We start from the raw sequence: 12,223 nt of genomic DNA, 5'->3' as shown, positions 1-12,223 counted from the left end.
TCCGACCTGAGATCGTGCCGGGAGACCCGGCCCGATCTCGGGTCGGGAAGTGCGGGGTGCCCGACCGTGGATCTCCTGAGAGCATCCCCGGGTGAGTGACCAGCAGGACAGCCCGCCCACCGCCTTCTCGCGCGGTCCGCGGGAGCGCCCGACCCGAGTCGTCGAACGAGGGATCAACGAAGCGTCGCGCTGGGCGTTGCGCCTGCTGATCCTGGGCATCGGGTTCGCCGGTCTGATCTGGCTGCTCGGCAAGGGGTGGTCGCTGCTGCTGCCGCTGCTGCTCGCGATCCTGCTCAGCGCGATCCTGTGGCCGCTGGCTCAGGTGCTGCGCGCGGTGATGCCGCGTTCCCTGGCGGCGCTGCTCTCGATCGTGCTGCTGATCGCCGTGGTCGTCGGGATCTTCGCCGCGCTCATCCCCAACGTCGCCGGTCAGGCCGGGGACGTCGCGGACTCCGCGGTCGCCGGGTTGGACAAGGTGCAGGTCTGGGTCACCGGGCCCCCGCTGAACCTGGGTGACGACCAGATCGGGAACCTCATCGATCAGGGCATCACCGAGCTGCAGACCAACGCGCAGAGCATCGCGCTCAGCGTCGTCGGCGGCGTCGGCACCGTCGGGGCGAGCGTCGGGTCCGGACTGGTGACGTTCCTGCTCGTCCTCGTGCTCTCCTTCTTCTGCCTCTCCGACGGCGACCGGCTGCTGCCGTGGTCGCGTCGGTGGATGAGCGAGGGCGCGCACCGCCACGCCACCGCGCTGGGCGGGCGGGTGTGGGCGGCGATCCGCGGCTACATCCTGTCCCAGGCGGCCGTGGCCCTCGTGGACGCCGTGTTCATCGGGGTCGGGATGGCGATCGTCGGGGTCCCGTTCGCCCTGCCGCTGGCCGTCGCGATCTTCTTCGCCGCGTTCATCCCCATCGTCGGCGCCGTCGCGACGGGCGTGCTGGCCGTGCTCGTCGCCCTGGTCACCCTCGGCTGGGTGCAGGCGCTGATCGTCCTCGGGATCGTGCTGCTGGTCCAGCAGCTGGAGGGCAACGTCCTGCAGCCGCTGCTGGTCGGCCGTTCGCTCGCGCTGCACCCGGCGGTCGTCATCGGGTCGGTGACCGTCGGCGGGACCCTGTTCAGCATCACGGGGGCCTTCCTCGCCGTGCCGGTCGCGGCCATCGTGACCGTGGTCCTGCGCTACGTGCACCACGAGCTCGTCCCCGACGAGCCGGAGAACCCGAACGTCCACGAGGGCTCGAAGAAGCGACGCCGTCGCGTGCCGTCGCCGGACGACACCCCCGCGCAGCCGAATCCCGGGGCGGAGTCCGACCCGGCCTAGCGCAACGACCCGGCCAGCCCCGAACGCGCCCGGTCGCCGCCCCGAGCGGCGGCCGCGGCGCGTTCGCCGTGCAGGCCCAGAGCGCTGAGGCAGGTGAGCGCGACCTGCTCCGCGAGACCCGGCGTCGGGGGCAGCGTCGCCACCATCTCCACCAGGTGCAGGCAGGCGTGACCGGCCACCTCCGCCGACACCGGGTGGCCGGCGGGCAGGAGCTCCCGCGCCAGGTCGGAGTAGACCGCCAGCAGCTGCCGGCGGTGCTCGCGGAACTCCTCGAACCGGGGCTGCTGCACCTCCGGCGCGACGTAGAGCGCCGCGATCCCCAACGGTCCCGCCAGCAACGTCGCGACGTCCACGACGACGAGGGCGTGCAGCGCCGCCGCCGGGTCCGGGGCCGCTGAACGCAGCGCGTCGACGACGTCCAGGGTCGGGCGGACCGAGGCCTCCAGCAGTTCCAGCAGGATCTCGTCCTTGCCGGCGAAGTGGTAGTACAGCGACGCCTGCCGGATCCCCACCCGGTCGGCGATCGCCCGCGTCGACGTCGCCGCGTACCCGGACTCCCCGAACAACGCCGCCGCCGCGTCGAGGATCTCCTGGCGCGCCGAGCGGCCGGAACCGTCCCCGGCGCGGGTGCGCGGACGACCCACCCGACCCGCACCGCTGCTCACGGCGCCGATGCTGCCACCACCGCCCGCGACGCCGGGCCCCGGGCGTGCTGCGCCGCGGGCCAGGACCCGAACCCGGTGATCTCCTCCGCGCCCACGAGCGCCGCGGGTTCGGCCAGGAACCCGCGCACGGTCGAGCCGTCCTCGAGGGTCACCGTGCCGATCGTCATCGGTTGCGGCAGCCCCGCCACGAACGTCCCGAACCCGACCGCGGGCAGGCGCCACACCTCCCCCGCGATCGAGGCCCCGTCGGCGTCGCGCACCATGCCCGGCTTCGGCGGGACGGTGTCGAGGGCGAAGAGCCGGTACCCCGGGGCCGTCCGCACGGCGCGGACCAGGCTGGCGCCCGCGGCGACGAGCTGGTGGTTCAGCGGGTGCCCCCACAGGTGCGCCCCGACCACCAGAAGGTCCACCGACGGGTTCGCCCACCGCGCCGCCAGGACCGCGAGCGAACGGTCGCTGAACGCCGGACCGGTGAGCATGACCCCGAACGGCAACCCGCCCACGGTCCCCGCCGGGACGGCGAGGGAGGCCAGGTCGAGCAGGTTCGCGAAGTTCGTGAACCGCCCCATCCGGGAGTTCGCCCCCACCGGGTCGGCCGCCACCTCCGCCAGGGTGGGGTGCCACGTCGTCGTCGGGGTGAGCAGGGCGTCGAACCCCGCCAAGAGCTCGCGGGAACGGGCCGCGAGGACGTCGAGGCGCTCGCGGTCGCGGAAGACCTCGACGGCGCTCACCGACTCCCCGGCCGCCACGATGGCCGCGACGGTGGGGTCGAGGTCGGTGCCGACCAGATCGGGGTGGGCCGCGACGTGCGCGCCCACGGCCGCCGTCCGCTCGGCGACGAAGGCGCCGCCGTAGAGCAGGCCCGCGACCTCGAGCAGCGGGGCGATGTTCAGTTCCACGACCTCGGCGCCGCTCGCGCGGACCCCCGCGACGCAGGTCGCGAACGCCTCGGCCCAGCCGTCGGCCAGACCCGCCAGGTGCTCCGGAGTCGGGACGGCGATCCGCGGTCGTGCGGGTGGGGCAGGCAGCGGTTCGTCCACCCGGGCCAGGGGGTCGAGACCGTCGGGGCCCGTGAGGAGTTCCGCCGTACGCCGGGCCAGGTCGAGGTCGCGGGCGAAGACGGTGACGCAGTCGATGCTCCGGCAGGCCGGGACCACCCCGGTCGTCGGGACCAGACCGCGGGTCGGTTTCACCCCGACGATCCCGTGCAACGCCGCGGGAACCCGTCCCGAACCCGCGGTGTCGGTCCCCAGGGCGACGTCGACCAGCCCCAGAGCGACGGCCACGGCGGACCCGGAGCTCGACCCGCCGGAGATCCGGTCCGGGGCGAAGGCGTGCCGGACCGCCCCGTGCGGGCTGCGCGTCCCCACCAGGCCGGTCGCGAACTGGTCGAGGTTGGTCTTGCCCAGGACGAGCGCCCCGGCGGCCCGCAGTCGGGCGACGGCCGTGGCGTCGCCCGACGGTGCGTAGGCGAAGGACGGGGCTCCCGCGGTGGTCGGCAGGCCCGCGACGTCGATGTTGTCCTTCACCGCGACGAGGACGCCGGCCAGCGGCGCGTCCGGGTCGATCCCGGCGGCCTCCGCGAGCACGTCCTCGAGGGGACGCAGGCTGATCCAGACCTCCGGCCGGTCGACGGCGGCGATGCGGGCGTAGGCGTCACGCACCTTCTGCTCGAGGTTCACGCGGCGACCTCCTGGGCGGGACGGACGGCGAAGAGGACCTGGCCGGCGGTGACGGCCTCCCCGGGTCTCACGTACACCTCGAGCAGTTCCCCGTCGGCGGGTGCGGTCACGGCGGTCTCCATCTTCATGGCCTCCAGGGCGAGGACGCGGTCCCCGTCGGTGAGGGTCGCGCCGGGTGCGGCGGACACCTGCCAGACGGTCGCGGCGAACGGGGCCGGCACCCCCACCGCACCGGCGGGGAGGTCGACCGGCCCGGCCGCGACGGCGGGGGCGGGTTCGGGGCGGACGTCGAACTCGCCCGAGGCGCGCCAGCGTTCCTTCTCGGCCGCGAACGCGGCGGCCTGCTGGGCGCGGAAGACCTCGATCTCGCCCGCGTTCTCGGCGAGGAAGCGTTCGTGCTCGGCGAGGGAGAACTCGCCCTCCTCCGTCTCGAACTCCCCCCGCCCGGCGTCGGTCTCCGCCCGCAGTTCGAGCAGTTCCTCGGCGGACACCGGGTACCACTCGATGCGGTCGAAGAACCGCAGCGCCCAGGGGGCGTCCTGGAACAACCCACCGCGCCGGAACCGGTTCCAGACCTGGACCGTGCGGCCCACGAACTGGTAACCGCCGGGTCCCTCCATGCCGTAGACGCAGAGGTAGGCCCCGCCGATGCCGACGGAGTTCTCCGCCGTCCACGTCCGCGCGGGGTTGTACTTGGTCGTGACGAGGCGGTGCCGCGGGTCGAGCGGGGTCGCCACCGGGGCGCCGAGGTAGACGTCCCCCAGGCCGAGCACCAGGTACTGCGCGTCGAAGACCGTCCGGAAGACGTCGTCGACGGAGCCGAGACCGTTCATCCGGGCGATGAACTCGAGGTTCGACGGGGTCCACGGGGCGTCGTCGCGGACCCCCGTCATGTACCGCTCGATCGCGAGCTTCGTCGCGGGGTCGTCCCAGGACAACGGCAGCCGGACCCGGCGCGAGGGGACGACGAGGTCGTGGGTCGCGGGGAGGGCGTCGTCGAGTTCCCGCAGCAGCCCGACGAGCTGCGAGGCCCGCAGCACCGAGGCGTCGGTGTGGACCTGCAGCGAGCGGATCCCCGGGGTCACGTCGAGGATCCCCGCGGGGCGGTGGTCGTCGAAGGCCCGCATGAGCGCGTGCACCCGCATCCGCAACCCGAGGTCGAGCACCTGCTCGCCGTACTCCACGAGCAGGTTGTCGTCGCCGTCGCGGCGGTAGGTCACCGCGGGACGCCCGGGGGCGGCCGGAACGCGAGCCAGGACACCGTCGTCCCCGTCGCCCGCGAGGTCACGCAGGTCGTTGCGCTGCAGCCGGGGCCGGGCGGCGTCCACCTCGCGGACGGGGTGGAAGCGCACGCGGTCCCCCGGTCGCAGTTGCCCGAGCTTCCACAGGTCCCCCGAGGCCACGACGGCGGGGCAGACGAAACCCCCCAGCGAGGGTCCGTCGGGGCCGAGCAGGATCGGGGTGTCCCCGGTGAAGTCGACGGCGCCGACGGCGTAGGGGGTGTCGTGGATGTTGGAGGGGTGCAGCCCCGCCTCGCCGCCGTCGCTGCGGGCCCAGCGCGGGCGCGGCCCGATGAGCCGGACCCCGGTGCGCGCGGAGTTCAGGTGCACCTCGTAGTCGGTGGCGTAGAACTCGTCGAGGTCCGCGCGGGTGAAGAACTCCGGGGCGGCGTGCGGGCCCTCGGTGACCGCGATCCGCCACTCCCCCGTGTGCTCGGGGCGGCGCTCGAGCGGGACCGGACCGGCGATCCGGGAGAACCCGGTCCCCTCGGGAACCCCGGGACGCAGGACGTCGCCGGCCTGCAGCGCACGGCCGCCGTGACCACCGAAACCCCCGAGCGTGAACGTCGAGGAACTCCCCAGGTACTGCGGCACGTCGAGACCGCCCCGGACCGCCAAGGCCAGGCGCAACCCCGGACCCGCCGCCGTGCCGACGCTCAGCACCGAACCGGCGGCCACCTCGAGAGGTTCCCACATCGCGACCTCGACGCCGTCGACGCTCACCCGCGCGGGAGCTCCGGTCACGCACACGACCGACGCGGTGGAGAAGCGCAACGTCGGGCCGGTGGCGGTGATCTCGAGACCGGGTGCGCCCACGGGGTTCCCGACCGCGAGGTTCGCCTCGCGCAGCGAGAGCGGGTCCATGGGCCCCGACGGCGGGACCCCGACCTGCCAGTGCCCGAGCCGGCCCGGCAGGTCCTGCACCGTGGTCATGGCCCCGGGGGCGAGGACGTCGATGCGCGGGTCGGGGTCCTCGGTGACGTCGAGGGTCGAGGTGGAGTGCGTGGCGCAGCGCAGGGGCAACTCGTCCACGAGGTGACGCAGCAGGCCGAGGTTGGTGACGACCCCGTCGATCCGGCTGCCCTGCAACGCCTCACCCAGCAGGTCGAGGGCCGCGTCGCGGCCGGGGGCGGAGGCGATCACCTTCGCCAGCATCGGGTCGTAGAAGGGGGTCACCTCCAGCCCGGTCTCGATCCAGCCGTCGACCCGCACCCCGGACAGTTCCGGGAACTCCGCCCGCGTCACCAGACCCGGGCTGGGGGCGTTCTGCCTGGCCGGGTCCTCGGCGTAGACGCGGGCCTCGACCGCGACGCCCCGCGGTTCCCACTCGCGCTCGAACGCGTCGGTGACGGCGGGGTCGGTGTGACCGTCGCGGGCGAGGCGGAGCATGAGGTCGACGAGGTCGACGCCGTAGGCGAGTTCGGTCACGGGGTGCTCGACCTGCAGCCGGGTGTTGACCTCGAGGAACGCCGCCTCCTCGCGCACCGGGTCGTAGACGAACTCGACCGTCCCGGCGGAGCGGTAGCGCACCGAGGCCATGAGTTCGGCGGCCGTGGTGGCGATCTCGGCGCGGACCGCGGCGGGCAGCGCGGGGGCGGGAGCCTCCTCGATCACCTTCTGGTTGCGACGCTGCAGCGAGCAGTCGCGGTCGCCGATGACGGCGATCCGGCCCTGCCCGTCGCCGAACACCTGGACCTCGACGTGGCGGGCCGGGCGGACCAGGCGTTCGAGGAACACCCCGGCCGAACCGAAGCTGGCGGTCGCCTGCCGGACGACGCGGTCGTAGGCGTCGCGCACCTCCTCGACGGTGGCGCAGGCCTGCATGCCGATCCCGCCGCCACCCCCGGTGGCCTTGAGCATGACCGGCAGGCCGACGGTCTCGGCCGCGGCGACGGCCTCCTCGACGGTAGCCAGCAGTCCCGTCCCGGCGAGCAGCGGGACCCCGGCGGCCGCGGCGAGTTCCCGGGCGGTGTGCTTGCTGCCGAACTTCGTGATCTGGTCCGGGGTGGGTCCGACGAACGCCAGACCCGCGTCCTCGCAGGCCCGGGCGAACCCGACGTTCTCGGAGAGGAACCCGTACCCGGGGTGCACGGCTCCGGCGCCGGTGTCGAGGGCGGCCTGCAGGATCGCCTCGGTGCGCAGGTAGGACTCCCGCGCCGGCGCGGGCCCGAGGCGGACGGCCGTGTCGGCCTCGCGGACGTGCGGCGCGGCCCGGTCGGCGTCGGAGAACACCGCGACGGTGCGCAGCCCGAGGGCGCGGGCGGAACGCTGGATCCGGCGGGCGATCTCGCCGCGGTTGGCGATCAGCAGGGTGTCGAAGCTCACGAGGGAACCGTCACGATCATGCGCAGGGGCGTGGGGTCGAAGTCGTTGCAGGGGTTGTTGACCTGGGGGCAGTTGGACACCACGACGAGGACGTCGACCTCGGCCCGCACGGCGACGCGCTTGCCCGGAGCGGAGATCCCGTCGACGATCCCCAGAGAACCGTCGGCCTCGACCGGGACGTTCATGAACCAGTTGAGGTTCGACACCAGGTCCCGCGCGTCGAGGCCGTTGCGGGCGCCCTCGGCGAGGAAGTTCTCCCGGCACCCGTGCTGGTGGGCCGTGTGGTGGCCGTAGCGCAGGGTGTTGGACTCCTTGCCGCAGGCGCCGCCGATGGTGTCCTGGCGTTCCACCTCGTTGCCGACCACCGTCATCAGCGGGTTCCCGTACTGGCTGCGCAGCACGGTGCCGGTCCGGACGTAGGCGTTGCCCTGCCAGGCCAGGGTGTCGGGCACGCTGTAGCGCTCGGACCGGTCGGCGTCGGCGAAGACCAGGCAGTCGGCGGACTGGTTCCCGCCGACGTCGACGATCGTGAGCACGTGCCCGGCGCGCACGACGGCCGACCACGGGGCGCGGGCGGCGACCCGGTCGTCGCGGACGACCTCGCCCGCCACCAGCGGGGAACCCCAGTCCCAGCGGGTTCGCGTCGTGACGGTCATCGTGCCTCCACGTGGTCCAGGGTGTTCAGGTACGCGCGGTGCAGTTCCGGCGTCGCGGTGAACCGCGCGTCGGCCGGGCCGGTGGGGGTGCTGCGCCAGGCGTGCACCCGCAGCGGGCCCACGGTGAACTCCGGGCGCGGGTCCAGCGGGTGCGCGGTGTTCGCGACGAGGACGGTGAGCGGCATCTCGGCCAGCAGGTCGAGGGAGGTCCCCGGACCGGCGGAACCCAGCCAGCGGAAGCTCCCGTCCTCCTCGACCCGCACGCCCTGGAAGAACGACACCGACGGGGGCAGGTCGCGCGGGCCGAGGCCCTGCTTGCTCGCGGCCAGGGTGAGCAGACCGCGGCCGGAGGGGCTCGGTCCCTCCGGAGCCGAGTCGCCGTACTTCCGCACGTTCCACGCGTCGGAGGTGGTGCCGCAGAACGCGTCGTGCCGGCCGGCGGAGTCGGCGACGACGGTCGCGAGCACGCGCCCGTCGCCGGAGAGCAACGGGTGCCCGGCCCCGAGGTAGGCCTGCCACGGGATCTTCTGGGTGTCGGCGACGTTCAGCCGCTCCCAGGGGGAGAGCGCGGAGAGCAGCACGACGTTCGCGCACGCGTCGCCGGTGACGTCGGTGAGACGGATCCGGGTCCCGCGGGCCAGCACCTTGGAGGTGTAGCCGCCCGGCGCGACGGTCTCGGCCCACGTCAGGTCCGCGGGGTCGACGTCGTCGGGGGCGAACGGTGAGCTCGAGGCGGGCAGGTAGGGCATCCACTCGGCGGTGGTGCCGGCCTGGGCGCGCGCGTCACCGCGGGCGGCCAGCACGGTCGAGGTGTCGCGGGTCACGCGGGTTCCTCCACGGGGTGGGGGCGGGCGCCGGCGACCTGCCGCGCGCCCAGGACGATGGGCCCCTGGTGGCGGGCCCGGTTGCGACGGTGGACGAAGAACCCGACCACCAGGGTGGTGGCGATGAAGAGCAGCGCGCTGTACTGCAGCCACCAGGTGCCGTCGGTGAGGTCGTAGACGGCGGCGCGCGGCCAGGCGAGGTTCACGACCATGACCACCTGGTAGGCGACGGCCAGGACGTTCACGACGATCCCGAACCGGCCGAGGGAGAACAGCGGCCGGCCGAACTCGTCGACCCCGTCGGGCAGGCCGCCCCGGAACCGGCGCACCAGCAGCGGCACGGTCACCCCGAGGTAGGCGAGGTAGAGCATCGCGATGCAGAGGCTGGCGAGGGCGGTGAAGACGGCGCTCTGGTGCCAGTTCACGGCCAGTGCGATCGCCGCCCCGGCCCCGACGAGCACCGAGGCGCCGATGGGGGTCCCGGTGCGCGGCGACACGCGACCCAGCACGGTTGCGAACGGGAACGCCCGCTCCCTCGCCATCGAGTAGACCATCCGCGAGCCGGAGGTCTGGACGGCCAGGGTGCAGACCGCGACGGCGATCGCGACGCAGACGAGGAGGAGCCGGCCGCCGACGTCACCGAGGCGGGAGGTGAGGACGTAGGCGAGGCCCTGCGAGGCCAGGGTCCCGTCGGTGAGGCTGGGGGCGGCGACGAGTCCGGCGATCAGCAGCAGCGCCCCACCGACGCCGGAGACGACCAGGGCCCGCACGATCGTCCGGGGCGTCGTGGCCCGCGGGGCGTGGGTCTCCTCGGAGAGTTCCCCGGCGGAGTCGAAACCGACCATGACGTAGGCGGCCATGAGGGAACTCGCGAGCCACATCGAGAGGTAGGGGCCGTCGGCCGCACCCGTCGTGGTGGCGACGACCGCCGGACCGCGCTCGGCGTGGGCGAAGAGCGCGATGACCAGGGCGATGACGCCGACGATCTCGATGGCGACGCCGGCGGAGGTGATGACGGCCATCAGCCGGACGCCGATCACGTTGATCGCGGTGGTGACGACCAGGAGCAGGAGGCCGAGGACGACCGCGTTCTGCGCCCCCGTCGCGGACGTCGGCGCGGACTCCGCACCGGGACCGCCGACGAGCTGGAACCCGGACCAGACGCTCGGGAGGACGGCCTGCAGCGCGATGGCGGCGGTGGCCACCGTGAGGACCTGACCGACGACCATGACCCACCCGGTGAACCAGCCGAAGTCGGTGCCCGCCAACCGGCTCGACCACTGGAACACCGCACCCGAGATCGGGTACCGCGCAGCGAGTTCCGCGAAGCAGAGGGCGACGAGCAGTTGCCCGGCGAACACCGTCGGCCAGGTCCAGAAGAAACCCGCCCCGCCGAAGCTGAAACCGAGGCCGAACAGCTGGAACACCGTCGTGAGGATCGACACGAAGGAGAAACCGGCGGCGAACGAGGCGAACGGTCCGACGCTGCGGTGCAGCTGCTGGCCGTAGCCGAAGCGGCCGAGGTCACCGGTCTCGGAACCCCGACCGTCGCCGGCGCCGGGGTGCGTGCGTGGTGCGGGAACGGTCATCAGTCGGGCCTTCCGCTCGGTGACTCACCACCTCTACCTGTCGGGTGACAGGTATGGGGACGAGTCTGGCCGGAGCCGTGTTTCGAGCGTGTTTCCCCGTCGTGAAACCTGTGTTGCGGCTCCCCCCCGAACCAACTTCTGGGGACTTCCCCACCCTTCCCTGGCTCGGGAAGGGTGGAGAAGTCCCCAGAAGTTGGTCAGGCGAGGGTGAGTTGGGCGCGGCGGAGGCGCACACCGATGGCGGCGACGTGGGCAGCGGCGGCGAGGCGGGCCGCCGCGACGTCACCGGCCTCCACCGCGGCGAGGATGCGACGGTGCTCGGCGACGGCGAGTTCGCGGTGGCGCTGCTCGGCCCACAGTCCGGCTCCGGACAGGTGGGCGCGGACCTCGAGGCGACGCAGGGTGTCGGCGAGGGTCGCGTTGCCGGAGAGTTCACGCATGGCGCCGTGGAACTCGAGGTCCAGTCCGGCGTCGCGCGCCGGTTCCGGGGTCCGGGTCAGGGCGGCTTCCTCGGCGTCGACGAGCGCGGCGAGCCGGGCCAGCCCGTCCCGGTCCACGCGCTCCGTCGCCTCCGCCGCGGCCAGCCCGTCGAGGACCTCGCGGACGCGGAACACCTCGGACAGGTCCTCGGCCGTCACCGTCGCGACCTTCGCCCCCGCGTGCGGGGCGGACACCGCGATCCCCTCGGCGACCAGTCGCTGCACCGAGTCGCGCACGGGACTCCGGCTCACGCCGAGTTCCGCCGCCAGCGCGGGAACGCTGAGCGGGGTCCCCGGGGGCAGGCGACCGTCGAGGATGCGGGCGAGCAGGGCGGTGTGGACGGTGTCGCCCAGCAGTTCGACGCTCACGCCGCGGGGGTGCCGTAGTTCGCGCGGATCCGCTCGGCGATGTAGTCGGCGGCGGTGATCGGCGGGTAGCTGCCACCGGGGGTCTCGATGAGGACCTCGCGGTTGGCCTGGGCGAAGAACGGCATGCTGTAGCGCGCTCCGGTGTACTCCCCCGCCCCGGGCATCCGCACGCGGTGGAAGGTGGACCGCAGCTGGTCGTCGCTCCACCGCATCAGCATGTCCCCGATGTTGCAGGTGATGGCCTCGTCGGAGGGCACGACCGACGTCCACTCCGGCGCGTCGAGGTCCCGGCCCGGGCAGACCTGCAGTCCCCCTTGACCGGTGCGCTGGAACAGCAACGTGAGGCAGTCGAAGTCGGTGTGCGCTCCGGCCCGCCAGACCCCGGGTTCCACGGCGACGTCGCCGGGGAGCTCCGGGTAGTGCAGGATCCGCAGGGTCGACTGGTAGGTGTCGGCGGAGGGGTCGTGGGCGCCGGTGAAGAACTCGCGCGCGAAGCCGAGCTTCTCCGCGAAGCAGGACAGCACCCGCATCGCGAGTTCCCAGCACCGCGTCTCGAACCCGAGCATGAACTCGCGGAACTCCGGGAGTTGCGCGTCGGAGGGGAAGAGCGGGCCCATGTGCGGACGGGTGATCTGGTAGGACTCCTTGCGGTCCGGGGTCCCCACCGAGGGACGGACCTGGGTCCCCGACTCCCAGCCGGAGTTCTTGGGCCGGTCGAGGGGGTACCGCTGCTTCACCTCGACGGGGAGGTCGAAGAACGCCTTCGCCATCGCGAACGCACGGTCGACGGCGGCCGCCTCGATGCCGTGGTTCACGATCTGGAAGAAGCCGACCTCGGTCGCCGCGGACCACAGCTGCTCGGTGATCTCGCTGCGGCGGGCCTCGAAGTCGGAGAGGTCGATCTGCGGGATGGCCCGGTCGCGTTCCGTCCCGAGGTCGCCCATGCGGGACTCGCGGTCGAGCTCGGTCATCTGCTGGGGAGCGGTCATGACCCCACCGTGGCGGTTGCATGCAATCCGACGCAAGAGCCGCCGTG

The 12,223-nt window shown here is 73.4% G+C and carries 9 protein-coding genes; 1 reads left to right on the top strand and 8 read right to left on the bottom strand.

The annotated features are described in order from the left end of the window. Positions 1–91 precede the first annotated feature (91 nt). Positions 92–1,318, top strand: a complete 1,227-nt coding sequence (locus tag ACFQ46_RS18825; RefSeq protein ID WP_380260897.1) for an AI-2E family transporter — start codon at positions 92–94, stop codon at positions 1,316–1,318. Here ACFQ46_RS18825 and ACFQ46_RS18820 read toward each other — a convergent pair. The 8 genes from ACFQ46_RS18820 to ACFQ46_RS18785 form a co-directional block, all read right to left on the bottom strand. Beyond that, positions 1,315–1,983: a TetR/AcrR family transcriptional regulator gene (locus tag ACFQ46_RS18820; protein ID WP_380260895.1), complete on the bottom strand. Its 669-nt coding sequence runs from the start codon at positions 1,981–1,983 to the stop codon at positions 1,315–1,317. The genes ACFQ46_RS18825 and ACFQ46_RS18820 overlap by 4 nt on opposite strands. After that, complete coding sequence (locus ACFQ46_RS18815; RefSeq protein WP_380260893.1) at positions 1,980–3,665, bottom strand: allophanate hydrolase; 1,686 nt, start codon at positions 3,663–3,665, stop codon at positions 1,980–1,982. Before ACFQ46_RS18815 ends, ACFQ46_RS18820 begins: the two co-directional genes overlap by 4 nt. Next, entirely contained in the window at positions 3,662–7,270 is a 3,609-nt protein-coding gene (gene uca, locus ACFQ46_RS18810; protein ID WP_380260891.1) for an urea carboxylase, read from the bottom strand. The genes ACFQ46_RS18815 and uca overlap by 4 nt, the downstream gene beginning before the upstream one ends. Continuing rightward, the gene (locus ACFQ46_RS18805) at positions 7,267–7,926 is read right to left on the bottom strand and encodes an urea amidolyase associated protein UAAP2 (protein WP_380260889.1); all 660 of its coding nucleotides are present in this window, start codon (positions 7,924–7,926) and stop codon (positions 7,267–7,269) included. The genes uca and ACFQ46_RS18805 overlap by 4 nt, the downstream gene beginning before the upstream one ends. After that, the gene (locus ACFQ46_RS18800) at positions 7,923–8,750 is read right to left on the bottom strand and encodes an urea amidolyase associated protein UAAP1 (RefSeq protein ID WP_380260887.1); all 828 of its coding nucleotides are present in this window, start codon (positions 8,748–8,750) and stop codon (positions 7,923–7,925) included. The genes ACFQ46_RS18805 and ACFQ46_RS18800 overlap by 4 nt, the downstream gene beginning before the upstream one ends. Beyond that, positions 8,747–10,339 carry an APC family permease gene (locus ACFQ46_RS18795; protein ID WP_380260885.1) on the bottom strand — a complete coding sequence of 531 codons (1,593 nt, stop codon included), beginning with the start codon at positions 10,337–10,339 and terminating at the stop codon, positions 8,747–8,749. Before ACFQ46_RS18795 ends, ACFQ46_RS18800 begins: the two co-directional genes overlap by 4 nt. A gap of 197 nt (positions 10,340–10,536) precedes the next feature. Beyond that, complete coding sequence (locus ACFQ46_RS18790) at positions 10,537–11,187, bottom strand: GntR family transcriptional regulator (RefSeq protein ID WP_380260883.1); 651 nt, start codon at positions 11,185–11,187, stop codon at positions 10,537–10,539. Next, positions 11,184–12,176, bottom strand: coding sequence for an isopenicillin N synthase family dioxygenase (locus ACFQ46_RS18785; RefSeq protein ID WP_380260881.1), 993 nt, complete (start codon positions 12,174–12,176; stop codon positions 11,184–11,186). Before ACFQ46_RS18785 ends, ACFQ46_RS18790 begins: the two co-directional genes overlap by 4 nt. Positions 12,177–12,223: the final 47 nt, after the last annotated feature.

Source organism: Kineococcus sp. GCM10028916 (assembly GCF_042674865.1).
Lineage (GTDB): Bacteria > Actinomycetota > Actinomycetes > Actinomycetales > Kineococcaceae > Kineococcus.
This window is presented reverse-complemented; position numbering and strand designations above follow the sequence as displayed.

Bases quoted from the DNA above. Each gene is read 5' to 3' on its own strand.
- ACFQ46_RS18805 (WP_380260889.1), bottom strand. From the start codon at position 7,926: ATGACCGTCACGACGCGAACCCGCTGGGACTGGGGTTCCCCGCTGGTG.
- ACFQ46_RS18795 (WP_380260885.1), bottom strand. From the start codon at position 10,339: ATGACCGTTCCCGCACCACGCACGCACCCCGGCGCCGGCGACGGTCGG.
- ACFQ46_RS18785 (WP_380260881.1), bottom strand. From the start codon at position 12,176: ATGACCGCTCCCCAGCAGATGACCGAGCTCGACCGCGAGTCCCGCATG.